Source organism: Altererythrobacter chaiwopuensis, assembly GCF_054957755.1.
The window spans coordinates 1,315,074-1,330,288 of the sequence record NZ_JBTXJG010000001.1; the positions used below are offsets into that span (position 1 = coordinate 1,315,074).

Here is a 15,215-nt window from a genome sequence, read left to right on the forward strand (position 1 = left end):
CATCACAAGCCCAGCTGCATTTTGTGCGTTTGACGGGCTGGGTGCCGTAAACTAAGGGGCGGGGGCGAATCCGTGCATTCGTATGCATTATGTGCTCTCATACGCAGTATGTGCTCTCGCATAGACCATGCGTTCGGCGGGTGCATGGGGCCTGGCCCCAGTCGCTCGCCAAGAAATTCAGGAGAATTGCGTGTCCAATCCGCTTGCCGTTCCCTTGTCCAGCCAGGGCATAGAGACTGTCGCCGAAATCCATTCAAACCTGGGTCCTGCGCAACTTGTCGAACATGCCATTGCCAATCGCGAGGGCGAATTGTCGCGCCATGGCGCGCTGGTGGTCAAGACCGGCGCGCACACTGGCCGCAGCGCGAAAGACAAGTTCATCGTGCGCGATGCCGAAACCGAAAACACGGTGTGGTGGGGTAAGGTCAACGTTGAGATGACGCCTGACCATTTCGCTGCGCTGAAAGCAGATTTTCTTGCGGCGCTGAAGGACAAGTCGCAGCTCTTTGTCGCTGACCTGTTCGGCGGCTCGCAGGCGGAGCACCGGGTCAATGTGCGCGTGATCAACGAACTGGCCTGGCACAATCTTTTCATTCGCACGCTGCTGGTCCGCCCCACGGCTGACGAGCTGCGCGATTTCGTGCCCGAGTACACGATCATCGATCTGCCCAGCTTCCGCGCCGATCCCGCGCGGCATGGCTGCCGCAGCGAGACGGTGATCGCGGTCAACCTCAGCGAAAAGCTGATCCTGATTGGCGGCACCGCCTATGCGGGCGAGATGAAGAAGAGCGTCTTCGGCATTCTCAACTACCTCCTGCCGGCCAAAGGCGTGATGCCGATGCATTGTTCGGCCAATGTCGGGCCTGATGGCAAGACGGCGGTATTCTTCGGCCTGTCAGGCACGGGCAAGACCACGCTTTCCGCCGATGCCAGCCGCACGTTGATCGGCGATGACGAGCATGGCTGGTCTGACACGGCTGTGTTCAATTTCGAAGGCGGCTGTTACGCCAAGATGATCCGCCTGTCGGAAGAGGCCGAGCCCGAAATTTACGCCACCACGCGCCGCTTCGGTACTGTGCTGGAAAATGTGGTGATGGACCCGGACACGCGCGAGCTCGATTTCGATGACGCCTCGCTCGCTGAAAACAGCCGCGGTGCCTATCCGATCGACTTCATCCCCAATGCGTCGGAAGAAAACCTGGGCCCGGTGCCGGCCAATGTCATCATGCTTACTGCCGATGCGTTTGGGGTGCTGCCCCCGATCGCCCGGCTCACGCCCGATCAGGCGATGTATTACTTCCTTTCCGGCTATACCGCCAAGGTGGCCGGAACCGAGATTGGCGTGACCGAACCGGAAGCGACCTTCAGCACCTGCTTCGGCGCGCCCTTCATGCCGCGCCATCCCAGCGTCTACGGCAATCTGCTGAAGGAGCGGATCGGCCGGGGCAGCGTGCAATGCTGGCTGGTCAACACCGGCTGGACCGGCGGCAAATATGGTGCGGGCAGCCGCATGCCGATCAAGGCCACTCGCGCGCTGCTCAATGCTGCGCTTGATGGCAGCCTGAACGATGCGGAATTCCGGGTAGACCCCAACTTCGGCTTCGAAGTTCCGATCAGCGTGGATGGTGTCGACAGCCGGATCCTCGATCCGCGCACGACCTGGGCGGACAAGGAAGAATTCGATGCCACCGCGGAGAAGCTGGTGCGCCTGTTCAACGATAATTTCGCGCAATTTGCGGATCACGTCGATCAGGGCGTGCGAGACGCGGCACCACGAGTAGCGGTCGCCGCCTGATTACTGCCAGGGTTTGGAGAGGAGGGCCCCGTTTCCGATTGGGAGCGGGGCCTTATTTGTGTCACGAGTTGCCGCTATGACTCATTTCTTTCAGCAAGGAGCCAGCGCAATGAGCCTGTTTGACGGAATCCTGAAGAACATTGCCGGTGCGCCCGACGATGTGCGCAATCTTGCCCATGCAGTGGGGATCGAACCGGCCATGGCTGAAAAGGCAATCGCCGCGCTGGGCCATTCGCACCAGATGCAGGGCGATACGGTGGAACTGGCTTCAGCCCGGACCGGGCTCGACACCAGTGTGCTTTCGCAGATTGTCGAGCACATCGGCGGTGAGGGATCGCTGATGGAATTCAGCAACCTGCTGAAGGAGCACCCGCAGGCCAAGGGGCTTCTTGACATGCTTGATCGTGACGGTGACGGCAATCCGCTGGGCGATATTGCCGGAATGGCCAAGGGTCTGTTCCGCAAGCATTGACCGCGCGGCCCACAGCGGCCGCCGCTGCGTCAGATCAACCCTTTATAACGCCTGACATTCTTCGTCACACTCGGGAGCGGCAGGCACAACAACCTTTTCAAGTCTGAATGGCTGCCCTTCCGGCGCATTTTCCAGCGCTGCGATATAAGCTTGCGCCTGACGGGCCATGCCGCCACCATGTGGATTGTTTGCAACCGATGACAGGCTATTGACCGCATTGGCGATCTTGCCTTCCGAAGCCTGCATGTAGCCCACACTCATCCATAAGCCCTGGTCGAACGGAGCGATCTGCGCCGCGCGCTCAAGGGCATGGCGGGCGATTTCGGGAGGCTCGACGCCCCGATCAACAAAGCTGCGGTAGTAATACCACAATGGCAGAGGATGATCGGGTTCGAGGCGATTGAGTTGGGTGAAAGGCGCTACAGCATCAAGGACGGCAGCATTGGTGTCCTCTGCATCGCCAGCAAGCTTGAAAAGCGCATAACCCTTCTGGATATAGGCATTCTTGCTTGCCGGATCGATTGCCAGTGCGCGATCAGCTGCAGCGATCGCCGCAGTGTAGTTGCCAGCATCATGTTCAGCTTCGGCCAAGGCAGCAAGTACGGCTGCATTCTGAGGGTATCGGGCAGCAATATCGCGAGCCTCGACCACCAGCGCCTCAGCCTCTTCACGCGTTACCCCGCGCTGCGACTGGATTACAATGGGCATGATGGCGGCTTCACCCGCTGACAGCGTGCTCACCGTTACCGGACTGGGACTGATCAGGTCTGGACCGACGCGGTAAGAGTACATGCTTCGCGACTTGAGATAGCGGTTCATCTCCTTGTCCAGAATCGCGAGGTCGCCAAACGCCTGCCGGGCTGCTTCAAGCGAAGGTATGCCCTGCGCGACCTTGAACCAATAGTCGGAAAGCTGACCCTTCCTCTCTTCGGAGAAGACCAAATAATGATAGAGCGTCCAACTGCGGCCGTAAAAGGAATCGTGCCTTTTTGATTTTCGCTTCTCATAGAGCCCCTGGTCGAGCAATTCCTCGATCGTGACCTTGTCGGAAAATGCCAGTTCGCCCGCGCGATGCACGGCAGGTCGACCGATCGAGACCGTTCCATCCTTCATGAATTGTGCCGAAGCGAAGAACTCTGCTGCGCCTTCGCTCAACCACCGCGGCATTGCGAATCTCGATGTCGAAATCAGATAGTGATGCGCGTACTCGTGGAGGAGGACCGTCGCGGAAAAATCGAGTTCGCCGCCTTTCATCCGGATATCGGGAATGAATGCGCGCGAACCTCCCGCACGCGGCACATAAAAGCCTGCGATGAACTTGTTATTGCCGCCTGCCAGCGCTTTCAGATCGCGGATACTGCCGACCGCAAAGATCGTTACCCTGTTCGAGGGGCTTGGTTTTTCAGCCTTTCTTTGAATTATATATGCGATTGCTTCATGATAGCTTTCCAGCATCTCGGCAAAGCGCCTGATGTCCTTCTCACTATCATCTGCGTACACGACGAAATGGTCGCTCGATGCCATGTGCCAGTCCGCCCGTGAGGGCGCTGCCCAAACAAATGTTGTGAACAGCACTGCAATCCAAGCGAGCCTGGTCAGCATAATTTGCGCCCCCGTTATTCTAACCAAGTAATGGTATTACTTGCGATACTATACGTATCTTGCTTTGCTTGGCTAGCCCTACAATCGCTGAAAGTCTTTCTTGGCCAGGGCCGCTAAGCTTGGCCTTTTGCTCCCGCGATATAACGCTCGACATTCTTCGCCATCACGCTGAGCGGTGAATTGCCGCCCAGGATCACCGCGTCGTTGAAGGCCTTGAGATCATAGGCATCGCCCAGTTCGCGCTGGGCATTCGCGCGCTGGCGCACGATTTCGGTGTGGCCGATCTTGTAACCGCAAGCCTGGCCCGGCCAACTGCAATAACGATCGACTTCGCTGGCCACTTCATCGGGTTTCGAACCGTTGCGCTCGACGAAGAACTGGCGCCCCTGTTCACGGGTCCAGCGTTTGTGATGCAGCCCCGTATCGACCACCAGGCGGCAGGCGCGAAACGCCAGCGATTGCAGATAGCCCAGCCGGCCGACCTGGAAATCATCATATGCGCCCAGTTCGTCTGCCAGCTGTTCGCCGTAGAGCGCCCAGCCCTCGCTGAATGCGCTGAAGGCGAGGATCGAGCGGATGAGGGGTAGGCGGTTCGAGAATTCGCCTTCCCATACATGGCCCGGGATGGTTTCGTGGAAAGTGAGATCGGCCAGGTCATATTTGCGGTGCAAATCGGTAGTGTGGAGGTTGATCCACATCCGGCCCGGGATGCTACCGTCCTTGCTGCCTGCGCCGCCATAGGCGCCCGGCGCGCCGGGTTCCTCGGCCAGCGGCAAACGGCGCACCTCCAGTTTGGGATCGACCAGCGTATTGAAGGCGCGCGGCATCTGCGCCCTGATCCAGTCGATCCGTTCATGGATGAAATCCATGATCTGCTTGCGGCCCGGATCGCCCGGTGCAAATTTGTAACGCGGGTCCTCGCTCAAGGCCTGCATCCGTTCACCCACAGTGCCGGTGGCATAACCGATATCCCTCAGGATCGGGTCCATCCGCCCGTGCAGCTCTTCCAACTCTTCAAGCCCCTGTTGGTGGATTTCGTCGGGTGAGAGGTCAGTGGTGGTCGCCGCCTTGATTGCCCAGGCATACCATTCATCGCCCCTGGGTTGGGCCCACATGCCAGCCTCGCTTTTCGCCGCGGCCCGCTGTGCTTTCAACTCTTCAAGCTGACGCTCGAGCGCCGGAACGATCCCCGTGGCCAGCGCCTTTGCGACCGCTTCCTGCGCAAGGGCAGTATCCAGCTCTTCGGCGCGGCTGAGCGGGCCGGTATAGCCTTCCGCAGCATTGGCAATGCTCTGCTCCATCTGGGCGATCGCCCTGTCGAGCAGGAAATCGGGCGGCACCACGCCCAATGCGCGTGCCTGGGTGATGCGTTCCAGCTCGCCGTCGAGTTGCGCCGGAAAGGCCTTGACCCGCGCGACATAGGCGTCAACATCGCTTGCTTCGCGCAAGGGCTGCGTGGAATCGAGGAAGCGCGGCATGTCGAGATATGCGCCGACATTCTGGATCACCGCATATGGCGCATTGCGCCAGCTTCCCACTGCCACGACGCCATAGGGCTGGGCAAAACCGGCCAGCGCATTGGCATAGGCGGTTTCGACCACTTCGAAGCTGGTCAGCTGGTCGGGCGTCATGCCCACACGCGGGTAGTCGCGGACTGCGGCCAGATCGACCTCAAGCGCGGCCGCGTATTTGGCCAGCCCATCGGGGGAAACATCACTCAACCGGCTGCGCAGTGCGGCATGTTCACCTGTGTCCACGCCCAGGCCGGTGGCGCGTTCGGGCTCATGCGCAAGCAGATTGTAAGCCACCTTGTCCAGCATGGCATCGGGTGCCAGTTCGGGCGTTGGTGCCATCCGGCAGGCGGGAAGCATGGCGATGAGTGAAGCGCCGCCAAAGCCCTTGAGCGCGTTGCGGCGAGTGAGCGAAAAATCGTGATGAGTCATGCCGCTGGTGTTAATGTCAGCTGAAATCAAGTCAATTGCAGGGTTGTGAGGCGGGGCATTGACGGTGCACACGAATGGGCGATCGGCGCCGCAAATGGAGGCAAGACATGAATTTAGTGCTATCGATCGTGATGCTGGCGGCGGGCGCGCTGATCGTGGGCGCATTCATACTCTGGCGGCGCGGCGTGCCGAAGAAGCAGCCGCTGTTGATGCTGCTGCTTGCCGTGATCGCCATTGCCAATGTGCTGATCTGGACGCTGCCCGATGCGAGCGGCGATACGCCGCTGGGCCGGGTAGCTGGCGAAACGGGCGAGTAACGCCGCGCCCCGCCAGCCGTTCGATCAATCGGGCAGGATCCAGCGGATCGAGCTGTTGTAGCTACCCGCAACGGGTTTGCCCGCGGCGTCGGTTGCGGGAGTGAAGCGCGCGCGCGTGGAAATCAGCTTGCAGGTTGCCTCATCAAGCACGCTGTGCCCGCTTGAGCTGGTGATGCGGCAGGCGCTCACACGCCCGCTGGACGAGATGCTGAGTTCAAACCGCGCGGTGCCGGTCAGCTCGCGGTTGATCCAGCTTGTGCGATAGTCGTCGGTCGTCACCCAAGTGCCGGGCGCACCCAGCGGCGTAGCTGGTACGGGCTTTATTGCCGACAGGCCGCCCGCTTCCAGATCGACGGGCGGCAGGACTAAGCGGGATAACATGTCGCCTGGCGGCGGAAGGGTGATCGTGCTGTCAAGCTTGACCTCCGTCATCGATACATCGACCGGCGGCCGGGGAGTGACCACCTGCGATGTTGCCCGGGCTGCGGCGGGGGCCTGTTCAGCCGGATCCGGCGGCGGAGGCGGCAGGGTGATGTCAATGCCGATCAGCGGACCATCGAGCTCGGGCCGGGCGATCTCGTTCACGGCCAACCCGGTGATCAGCAAAGCGCCGAGCGCGCCGGGGATGATCAGCGCGCCTGCCAGGCCGGCACCGCGCTGCTTCAGGGGCATGGGATCTGCGAATGCCATATGCGGCTCCTCTCTCCAGTCGGGCCGCCCGGGGCTTTATTGCCTTTGTCCGGTCCGAAATGCGGCACCGAGAAAAGAATGTTACAACATTACATAATCTAGAGCAAGCTGTTTGGTTCACACTTGTGCAGGCTCGACATGGCACCAGCCATGCAAGTCACTGCATTATCGCAATATCCGGGAGGTGCGCAGGGCCAGCGATGTCGGCCCCCGCGCTAGGGTCAGGACCCATTAAACACATGGCCGTGGCTTGGATGAGAATTGTTCAGGCCGCGGAGCGAGCGAAGGGGAATAGTGGTGCTATTGATCAAGCGAGCGACAAAGGCCCGGGCAATTCTGGCCAAGCCCTGCGGGTGGCCGTTTGCGGGCGAACTGCTGCGTCAGCCACCTCAAAGGGAGAAACACTCCCTTTCTCAGCGCCTACCTTGCATTTCATCCCGCAAACGAGCCACCTTAGTTTTCCCTGAGCGGCTGGCCTGCCAGCCAGCCGAAGGGGCTCATGCGGTTAATGAGTCCTGACCCCAGTTCACTTGATCGGGCAATCGGGATTAAGGCGGAAATCGAGATAATTGTCGACCGACGCCATCAGATCTTCCATTTCGTTTTCGAAGAAATGGTTGGCACGCGGGATTTCCTCGTGATGGATGGTGATGTGCTTCTGCGTGCGCAGTTTGTCGACCAGCTTCTGCACGGCGATCGGCTGGACCACCGTATCTGCCGCGCCCTGGATGAAGATGCCTGAGGCAGGGCAAGGAGCCAGGAAGCTGAAATCATACATGTTGGCGGGCGGGGCGACCGAAATAAATCCGCGTACCTCGGGGCGGCGCATCAGCAATTGCATGCCGATCAGCGCGCCAAAGCTGTAGCCAGCGACCCATGTGGTCTGGGCTTCGGGATGGATCGACTGGACCCAATCGAGCGCAGAGGCGGCATCGGACAGTTCACCAATGCCATTGTCGAAGCTGCCCTGGCTGCGACCGACGCCGCGAAAATTGAAGCGCAAGGTGGCAAAGCCCCGATCGGCAAAGGTCCTGTACATGCGCTGCACGATGCGGTCATTCATCGTGCCGCCCCCTTCGGGATGGGGATGCAGGATCATCGCCACGGGCGCGCGCGGGCGCGGGGGCGGAGAGAAACGACCTTCGAGGCGGCCCTCGGGGCCGGGAAAAATGACTGACGGCATCGCGTAACCTGTTGATGGGCGCTGCCGGAACTGGCGCGCCGCGCTTGCAGGCCTATATAATGATCGTTCGAAAATTCGCAATTGCGATAACCATTGCCGAGGCTGCACTATTCCGCCGCGTATCTATCTCGACCATGCCGCCACCAGCCCGCTGCGGCCCGAAGCGAAAGCGGCGCTGGATGAAGGCTGTGCCATCTGGGCCAATCCGTCGAGCCCGCATGCCGAAGGGCGCAGGGCACGCGCTGCGCTGGAGGATGCGCGCGCGCGGATCAAGTCGGCGGTGGGGGGGCAAGGCGAGCTGATCTTCACTAGCGGCGCAAGCGAGGCTCTGGCAATCGCGCTTCACCAGGCTCAGGCCGGCGCGCGGCTGGTCAGCGCGGTGGAGCACGATGCGGTATTGCAGGCGGTGCCCGATGCCGAACGGCTTCCGGTGCGCCCCGACGGCGCGCTCGACCTTGAGAGCCTGCGCGAAGCGGTCCAGCGCGAGCGACCGCTGGTGGCGGTACAACAGTTCAACTCGGAAACCGGCAACCGGCAGGATCTGGCGCAAATCGCCGGTATTGTGCGCGGCGCGGGCGGGTTGCTGCTGGCGGACTGCGCACAGGGCGCGGGCAAATTCGCGCTGCCCGAATGCGACATTGCGGTGATCTCGGCGCACAAGTTCGGCGGGCCGATCGGGATCGGCGCGCTGCTGGTGAAAGACTATGCCATGCTTCGGCCCACCGGGGGGCACGAGCGCGGATACCGGCGCGGGACAGAGAACCTGCCCGGCGCGCTGGGCATGGCGGCGGCGCTGGAGGCGGCGCGCGAGCCCTATATCGCCCCCGCTGTGCTCGAACCGCTCGAAAGCCTTGCCGGTGCGGTGCGCGAGGCTGGCGGGGCCTGGCTCTCCGACAGGCTGCCCGACCCTACGCCCTATATCCGTGCCATCGCCATGCCCAATATGTCGGCCAGCGCGCAGGTGATGCGCTTTGACATGGCGGGGATTTCAGTGTCGCAAGGCAGCGCCTGTTCCAGCGGCACGATGAAGACAAGCCATGTGCTCAAGGCTATGGGCATGGATGACGAACTGGCGGCGCGGGTGATCCGCGTCAGCCTCGGTTGGAACACCACGCGCGTAGAAGTGGAACGCTTCTGCGAGGCGTGGCTAGAGCTGGCGAAATCATGATCTACCTCGATTACCAGGCCACTACCCCGCTCGCGCCCGAAGCGCGCGATGCCATGCTGCGCTGGCTTGACGGAGCAGACGGCATGGGCTTCGGCAATCCGCACTCGCCGCACCGGATGGGGCGGCAGGCCAAGGCCGCAGTCGAGCTCGCCCGCGAGCGGGTGGCGGCCCTGCTGCCGCCGGGCGGGCAGGTGATCTTCACCGGCAATGCCTGCGAGGCGCTCAACCTCGCCATGCGCGGCTCGGCGGGCATCCGCAAGCCGGGCATCGCCATTTCCGCGATCGAGCACGCGGCGGTCTATGAAACAGCCGAAGTGCTCGGCCATGCCACCCGGCTTGCGGTCGATGCGAACGGCGTCACCAATCCTGCTGATGGGCTGCCCGAAGATACCGGGCTGGTCGCGGTGATGGCGGTCAATAACGAGATTGGCACGGTCCAGCCGGTGCGCGGATGGCTGGAGCGGGCGCGCACAGCTGGCGCGCTGATGCTGTGCGACGCGGTGCAGGGCGCGGGCAAGCAGGTGCTGCCCGATTGCGACATGATCGCGATCAGCGCGCACAAGATCCACGGGCCCAAGGGGATCGGCGCACTGTGGCTGCGTGACGGGATCGAACTCGATCCGCAGGTGACGGGCGGGCTGCAGGAAGGGGTCCGCTCGGGCACGCTAAGCCCGGCGCTGTGCGCGGGATTTGGCGCGGCGGCGCAGCTGGCTGCTGAACGGATGGAAGAGGACGCGGCGCATGTCGAGGCATTGTGGCGGCGTGCGCGCGAAATATTGGGCGAATGGACGCTCAACGGCAGCGCCAATGCGCGCTGGCACGGAAATCTCAATGTCCGCAAGGATGGCGTCGACGTTGCGCGGCTGATGAGCGATTGCCGCGATGTCATGTTCAGCGCAGGATCGGCCTGCGCCAGTGGATCGGGCAAGCCCAGCCATGTGCTGAAGGCGATCGGGCTTTCTGAGGCTCAGGCAAAAAGCTCGATCCGGCTCGGCTTCGGGCGCTATACTACGCTGGAAGAGGTCGAGCGCGGGGCCATGGCGCTTGACAAGGCCGCGAAGGAGCAATGGGCGTGAGCATCAAGGTGCGCTTTTCCGACACGCAGGGCAATGTCACCGAGGGCGCAGGCGAGCCGGGCCAGTCGCTGCTCGAACTGGGCCAGGCGCTGGGCCTGCCGCTGGAGGGTACCTGCGAAGGCCAGATGGCCTGTTCCACCTGCCACGTGATCGTCGATGCCGAATGGTTCGATCGTCTGCCCGCAGCGAGCGAGGAAGAGGAAGACATGCTCGATTTCGCCGCCGGGGTGCGCCGCACCAGCCGCCTTTCGTGCCAGATCGACCTTACCGAAAAACTCGATGGGCTATCCGTGACCGTCCCATCCGAAGCGCATGACATGCGGCGGATGTGAGAGCATTGCCGGGGCGTCAGCTGACGCTGCATTTGCGGACGCATAATAACAGAGCACGAAATCCGAAAAGCAGACGAAAAGCTACTTGACCCCGCGCTCTTGATTCGATATTTCGATATTTATCGAATAATAGGATTGTATGATGCACGCCGACCAAGTGATTCGCGCCCTGTCTGCCCTGGCACAGGAACACCGCCTCGCTGCCTTCCGCCTGCTGGTGCAGGCCGGGGAGCAAGGCGTTGCCGCTGGCGTGCTTGCCGAAAAGCTCGATGTTCCGCCTTCCTCGATGAGTTTCCACTTGGCACAGCTCTCCAATGCGGGGCTGGTTACGCAGCGGCGCGAGAGCCGCTCGATCATCTATTCGGCAGACTATGCCGCGATGAACGGCCTGATGGGCTACCTCACTGAAAACTGCTGCGGCGGTGTGTCTTGTTCCGAGGATGCCGCCTGCCTTCCTTCCCAGACAAGAAAGAGCGCCTGATGAAACGTTTCCATGTGCATGTCGGCGTGACCGACATCGAAAAGTCGATCGACTTCTATTCAAGCCTGTTCGGGGCCGAGCCTTCTGTGGTGAAGGGCGACTACGCCAAGTGGATGCTCGACGATCCCCGGATCAACTTCGCGATCTCGATGCGCGAGGATGCGGCGAAAGGAATCGAACACGTCGGTTTGCAGGTCGCGGACAGGGCCGAACTTGAAGAGGTCTATGGCCGTCTCAAGGCTGCCGACCGCCCGGTGCTGGAAGAAGGCGCAACGACCTGCTGCTATGCGCAGTCGGAAAAGAGCTGGATCGCCGATCCCGATGGCGTCGTGTGGGAAGCCTTCCTGACCGAGGGCGAAAGTACGACCTATGGCGGCAGCCCTGATCTGAACCAGTTGGCGTCCGCGAGCGCCGCAAACAGTGCATGCTGTGCACCGCAACTGGCACCCGCCAAGATTTCCTGCTGCTGAGCTTTTTGTGTCCGATAATCCGCTGAACGTGCTGTTCCTGTGCACGGGAAACTCCGCGCGCTCGATCCTGGGCGAAGCGATCTTGGGCCATGACGGCGCTGGACGCTTCAAAGCCTATAGTGCCGGGAGCAATCCGACCGGCACAGTCAATCGATGGGCGATACACACGCTCAACACGCTGGGCTATCCGGCAGAAGGCTATCGCTCCAAAAGCTGGAACGAATTCGCCGACGGACCGGAATTCGACCTGATATTCACCGTTTGCGACAGCGCGGCGGCTGAAGCGTGCCCGGTCTGGCCCGGTCGCCCGACATCGGCCCATTGGGGCATTCCCGATCCGGCTGCGGTCGAGGGCAGCGATGCCGAGAAGGCAGCGGCCTTTCTCGACGCTTTCCGGATGCTCAAGCGGCGCATTGACCTGATGCTGGCCCTCCCGATTGCCAGCCTTGAACAGATCGCCCTGCGCGAAAAGCTCCAATCAATCGGTCAAGAGGCGGACAAGCAGTGACCGCAACGACTGCCGACATCGACGCCCGCGCGGCGGGGCTGGGCCTGTTCGAGAAATGGCTGTCCGTATGGGTGGGTGCAGCGATCCTGGCGGGAATCGCGCTGGGTAATCTCGTACCCGGGACATTCGCATCGCTCGCTGCAATCGAGTATGCTTCGATCAATCTCGTTGTGGCGGTGCTGATCTGGGCGATGATCTTCCCGATGATGGTCGCTGTCGATTTCGGAGCTGTGCGCCGGGTCGGCGACAAGCCCAAGGGCCTCATCATCACGCTGGTGGTCAACTGGCTCATCAAGCCCTTCACGATGGCGGCGCTCGGCGTGCTGTTCTTCGAGGTCGTTTTTGCCGATCTGATCGCGCCCGCCGATGCGCAGCAATATATCGCAGGGCTGATCCTGCTGGGCGCTGCTCCCTGCACGGCCATGGTGTTCGTCTGGTCGCAACTGACCAGGGGCGATCCGGCCTACACGCTGGTTCAAGTGGCAGCCAACGATCTCATCATGATCGTTGCCTTTGTGCCGATTGTCGCTTTGCTGCTCGGCGTCACTGACATCTCTGTCCCGTGGGAGACATTGCTGCTTTCTGTCGGTCTCTATGTCGTAGTGCCGCTGGCTGTGGGGGCTTTTGTGCGCCATCGCTTGCTCGCAGGCCATAATGGTGACGAGGGTGCGGTGTCTGACTTCACTACCCGGCTGAAGCCGCTTTCCATAATCGGATTGCTGATGACGGTGGTGCTGCTTTTCGGATTTCAGGCCGGGACTATCGTTTCGCGGCCCCTGCTCATCGCGCTCATAGCTGTTCCGATTGTTATCCAAAGCTACGGCATTTTCTTTATTGCCTATGGGGCGGCAAAGGCGTGGAAAGTGCCCCATGCTGTTGCGGCTCCTTGCGCGCTCATCGGCACATCAAACTTCTTCGAACTGGCCGTTGCGGTGGCCATCGGGCTGTTTGGGCTGGGTAGCGGTGCTGCACTTGCGACCGTTGTAGGCGTATTGGTCGAGGTTCCGGTCATGCTGTCCCTCGTCGCAATTGCAAACCGAACCAGGGGCGGCTTTTCGGGGCAGATCGTGCTGACCGAGGGATTGGACGGGCAATCAGTATCGGTCCCTGCGGAAGCGCATGACATGCGGCGGATGTGAGAGCGTCCGCCAACAACCCGGTTGCGGACATGCTGTTTTTCCGCGTTAATCCTGATCATTGATCTCATGCAGAATTGCGTGACCCAACTCCCCGACCGATGTATAATCCATCGGTCGGCGGAATCGTTGTCGTCGTAGGTCGCATGGGCTCGGGGGGAGTGTTCGATGACGGCTGCTTATGATTTCGTGATCGTCGGTGCAGGTTCGGCCGGCGCAGCGCTTGCTGCGCGCCTCAGCGAGGACCCCAAGATCACGGTCGCTTTGCTCGAGGCGGGCGGAAAGCCCCCCGAACGCGAGGCGATACCAGCCGCCTGCGCTTCGCTGCAGCTTGATCCGGAATGCGACTGGATGTTTCAGGGAGAGTCCGGGAAGGCGGGGAGAGGCTTGCGCGATCACATGATCCCGGTTCCGCGAGGAAAGATGCTCGGCGGGTCCTCGGGCATGAACTACATGGTCTTTGTGCGCGGGCACCCCGGCGATTTCGATCATTGGGCAGAACTTGGCGCCACAGGCTGGAGCTTTTCCGACATCCAGCATTGTTTCGAACGGTTGGAGGAAGTTCGTCCTTCAAATGAAGCTGCCATAGACGCGGAAGGGCGCGGCAAATCTGGCCCGGTCGGCGTGGGCATTCGTTCACCAGTGATACCTTGTGCCCGGCAATTCGTCACAGCAGCGACCAGGACGGGTATGCCTGAAGGCGATTACAACGGCACCGGTCGATTCCAGCAAGGAGGTGTTTCGTCGCTCGTTCAGACCAACACGCGCAACGGTCAGCGATCAAGCACCTATCATGCCTATCTTGAAAACGCTGCAGAGAACCGCCCGAATCTGACAATCATTACGAACGTGCAGGCAAACCGCCTTATCCTGAGGGACGAAGGCGGTGAACTGGTCGCAGGCGGTGTCGAATATCGCGATGCGGACGGAATGATCAGGCAGATATCCGCGAACCGGGAAACGATCCTGTCGGCAGGAGCCGTAGGATCTCCGCATTTGCTGATGCTGTCGGGCATTGGCCCGCGACGCGAACTGGAGGAGGCTGGCGTCGTGTGCCGACTCGATCAGCCGCACGTGGGCAAGCATCTGAAGGATCATTTTCTTGCCGGAATGCTCTTTCCTGCCCCCGGGATCGGGCTTGCTCCTGCCGAAATAGGCGTAGCGATCGGACCCGATGCCCTGCGTGGGCCCGGCGGCCCCTTACCGGCTGATCCGGCGGAAGACGACACACTCAGCGCCGACCTGAAGGAACTGAAGGCCGAGGCCGAACGGCAGCTTGCGGAATTGAAGGCAACCGGCAGCAGCCTGGCCGCGTCGAGCACTTATGACGGGTTGTGCTTCTTTTCGACCGGCCTGGGGGACGATTTCACCCATGATGGCCAGATCGGCTTTCTGACTTCCGGGAACATCGCCGATTTCTATCGCAACCAGATCAACGCGGATGTCACGATGATGTTCGAAGATCCCGAGGCGGTGCTTTCTCCGGAATCAGAGAATGTGATCATTCTGCCCAGCAACTGCGTGCCGCACAGTGAAGGGGAGATCATTCTCCAGTCGGGCGATCCGTCCGTGCCGCCGAAGATCGACTTCAATTACTTCGCCGATCCGCATGACCTGAAGGTGATGGTCGCACTGATGCGGAAATCGCTTGAGATCGCCAAAAACTGGCCGGAAGGCGGCCTTGGCGAATGGATGATTCCCCCGGAAATCGCCAGAAAGCATGGCCATGTGCCGGGCGAAGAGCCAAGCGATGCCTTGCTTGAAAGCTTCGCGCTATACTTCGGCAACACGATCTATCACCTTTCCTGCACTTGCCGGATGGGCGATGTGGTCGACGAACGACTTCGTGTGAAGGGTGTGCGGAACCTGCGCATCGCCGATGCCAGCATCATGCCGGAAATACCCAGCGGTAATATCAACGCGCCGTGTATCATGATTGGCGAGCGCGCCTCTGACTTGATCAGGGAAGACCACTATATGCCGGCCTAAATACCGCAGAAGGCCTGAAGGGAGTATCGGGTGGGTCCACTCCGCACCCAGAA

Annotated in this window: 15 protein-coding genes; 11 read left to right on the plus strand and 4 right to left on the minus strand. The window is 61.2% G+C overall.

The features are described from left to right. Positions 1-190 precede the first annotated feature (190 nt). Together ACX2DJ_RS06455 and ACX2DJ_RS06460 are read left to right on the plus strand one after the other, a co-directional pair. A complete protein-coding gene (locus ACX2DJ_RS06455) occupies positions 191-1,795 on the plus strand; it encodes a phosphoenolpyruvate carboxykinase (protein WP_462571637.1) in 1,605 nt (534 codons plus the stop codon). A 109-nt stretch (positions 1,796-1,904) separates the two neighbouring features. Continuing rightward, positions 1,905-2,267: a hypothetical protein gene (locus tag ACX2DJ_RS06460; protein ID WP_462571638.1), complete on the plus strand. Its 363-nt coding sequence runs from the start codon at positions 1,905-1,907 to the stop codon at positions 2,265-2,267. 42 nt (positions 2,268-2,309) lie between these two features. Here the strand turns inward: ACX2DJ_RS06460 and ACX2DJ_RS06465 are convergent, their stop codons facing one another. Further along, on the minus strand, positions 2,310-3,791 hold the full coding sequence (locus ACX2DJ_RS06465; protein WP_462571639.1) for a DUF1570 domain-containing protein: 1,482 nt from the start codon (positions 3,789-3,791) through the stop codon (positions 2,310-2,312). Positions 3,792-3,982: 191 nt separating this feature from the next. After that, positions 3,983-5,812 carry a DUF885 domain-containing protein gene (locus ACX2DJ_RS06470; RefSeq protein ID WP_462571640.1) on the minus strand — a complete coding sequence of 610 codons (1,830 nt, stop codon included), beginning with the start codon at positions 5,810-5,812 and terminating at the stop codon, positions 3,983-3,985. 107 nt (positions 5,813-5,919) lie between these two features. Here ACX2DJ_RS06470 and ACX2DJ_RS06475 point away from each other — a divergent pair, with 107 nt between their 5' ends. Then, a complete protein-coding gene (locus ACX2DJ_RS06475) occupies positions 5,920-6,129 on the plus strand; it encodes a hypothetical protein (RefSeq protein WP_462571641.1) in 210 nt (69 codons plus the stop codon). Positions 6,130-6,153: 24 nt separating this feature from the next. On the opposite strand, the gene ACX2DJ_RS06480 is transcribed toward ACX2DJ_RS06475, so the two are convergent. Further along, entirely contained in the window at positions 6,154-6,819 is a 666-nt protein-coding gene (locus tag ACX2DJ_RS06480; RefSeq protein ID WP_462571643.1) for an energy transducer TonB, read from the minus strand. A gap of 526 nt (positions 6,820-7,345) precedes the next feature. Further along, positions 7,346-8,002 (minus strand): alpha/beta hydrolase, encoded by a 657-nt coding sequence (locus ACX2DJ_RS06485; protein WP_462571644.1) that lies wholly within the window; start codon positions 8,000-8,002, stop codon positions 7,346-7,348. A 109-nt stretch (positions 8,003-8,111) separates the two neighbouring features. Here ACX2DJ_RS06485 and ACX2DJ_RS06490 point away from each other — a divergent pair, with 109 nt between their 5' ends. From ACX2DJ_RS06490 to ACX2DJ_RS06525, 8 genes are all read left to right on the plus strand, one after another. Continuing rightward, the gene (locus ACX2DJ_RS06490; RefSeq protein ID WP_462572563.1) at positions 8,112-9,170 is read left to right on the plus strand and encodes a cysteine desulfurase family protein; all 1,059 of its coding nucleotides are present in this window, start codon (positions 8,112-8,114) and stop codon (positions 9,168-9,170) included. Beyond that, a complete protein-coding gene (locus tag ACX2DJ_RS06495; RefSeq protein WP_462571645.1) occupies positions 9,167-10,246 on the plus strand; it encodes a cysteine desulfurase family protein in 1,080 nt (359 codons plus the stop codon). The genes ACX2DJ_RS06490 and ACX2DJ_RS06495 overlap by 4 nt, the downstream gene beginning before the upstream one ends. Beyond that, on the plus strand, positions 10,237-10,578 hold the full coding sequence (locus ACX2DJ_RS06500) for a 2Fe-2S iron-sulfur cluster-binding protein (protein ID WP_462571646.1): 342 nt from the start codon (positions 10,237-10,239) through the stop codon (positions 10,576-10,578). The genes ACX2DJ_RS06495 and ACX2DJ_RS06500 overlap by 10 nt, the downstream gene beginning before the upstream one ends. A gap of 142 nt (positions 10,579-10,720) precedes the next feature. Continuing rightward, positions 10,721-11,059 (plus strand): ArsR/SmtB family transcription factor, encoded by a 339-nt coding sequence (locus tag ACX2DJ_RS06505; RefSeq protein ID WP_462571647.1) that lies wholly within the window; start codon positions 10,721-10,723, stop codon positions 11,057-11,059. Further along, positions 11,059-11,529 (plus strand): ArsI/CadI family heavy metal resistance metalloenzyme, encoded by a 471-nt coding sequence (locus ACX2DJ_RS06510; protein ID WP_462571649.1) that lies wholly within the window; start codon positions 11,059-11,061, stop codon positions 11,527-11,529. The genes ACX2DJ_RS06505 and ACX2DJ_RS06510 overlap by 1 nt, the downstream gene beginning before the upstream one ends. Positions 11,530-11,536: 7 nt before the next feature. Beyond that, positions 11,537-12,037 (plus strand): arsenate reductase ArsC, encoded by a 501-nt coding sequence (locus ACX2DJ_RS06515; protein ID WP_462571650.1) that lies wholly within the window; start codon positions 11,537-11,539, stop codon positions 12,035-12,037. After that, positions 12,034-13,176: an ACR3 family arsenite efflux transporter gene (gene arsB, locus ACX2DJ_RS06520; protein ID WP_462571651.1), complete on the plus strand. Its 1,143-nt coding sequence runs from the start codon at positions 12,034-12,036 to the stop codon at positions 13,174-13,176. Before ACX2DJ_RS06515 ends, arsB begins: the two co-directional genes overlap by 4 nt. 165 nt (positions 13,177-13,341) lie before the next feature. Continuing rightward, positions 13,342-15,162, plus strand: a complete 1,821-nt coding sequence (locus tag ACX2DJ_RS06525) for a GMC family oxidoreductase (protein WP_462571652.1) — start codon at positions 13,342-13,344, stop codon at positions 15,160-15,162. Positions 15,163-15,215 lie beyond the last annotated feature (53 nt).

Coding starts and splice junctions, on each gene's coding strand:
- ACX2DJ_RS06460 (WP_462571638.1), top strand. CDS start 1,905: ATGAGCCTGTTTGACGGAATCCTGAAGAACATTGCCGGTGCGCCCGAC.
- ACX2DJ_RS06465 (WP_462571639.1), bottom strand. CDS start 3,791: ATGGCATCGAGCGACCATTTCGTCGTGTACGCAGATGATAGTGAGAAG.
- ACX2DJ_RS06470 (WP_462571640.1), bottom strand. CDS start 5,812: ATGACTCATCACGATTTTTCGCTCACTCGCCGCAACGCGCTCAAGGGC.
- ACX2DJ_RS06475 (WP_462571641.1), top strand. CDS start 5,920: ATGAATTTAGTGCTATCGATCGTGATGCTGGCGGCGGGCGCGCTGATC.
- ACX2DJ_RS06480 (WP_462571643.1), bottom strand. CDS start 6,819: ATGGCATTCGCAGATCCCATGCCCCTGAAGCAGCGCGGTGCCGGCCTG.
- ACX2DJ_RS06485 (WP_462571644.1), bottom strand. CDS start 8,002: ATGCCGTCAGTCATTTTTCCCGGCCCCGAGGGCCGCCTCGAAGGTCGT.
- ACX2DJ_RS06495 (WP_462571645.1), top strand. CDS start 9,167: ATGATCTACCTCGATTACCAGGCCACTACCCCGCTCGCGCCCGAAGCG.
- ACX2DJ_RS06500 (WP_462571646.1), top strand. CDS start 10,237: ATGGGCGTGAGCATCAAGGTGCGCTTTTCCGACACGCAGGGCAATGTC.
- ACX2DJ_RS06505 (WP_462571647.1), top strand. CDS start 10,721: ATGCACGCCGACCAAGTGATTCGCGCCCTGTCTGCCCTGGCACAGGAA.
- ACX2DJ_RS06510 (WP_462571649.1), top strand. CDS start 11,059: ATGAAACGTTTCCATGTGCATGTCGGCGTGACCGACATCGAAAAGTCG.
- ACX2DJ_RS06525 (WP_462571652.1), top strand. CDS start 13,342: ATGACGGCTGCTTATGATTTCGTGATCGTCGGTGCAGGTTCGGCCGGC.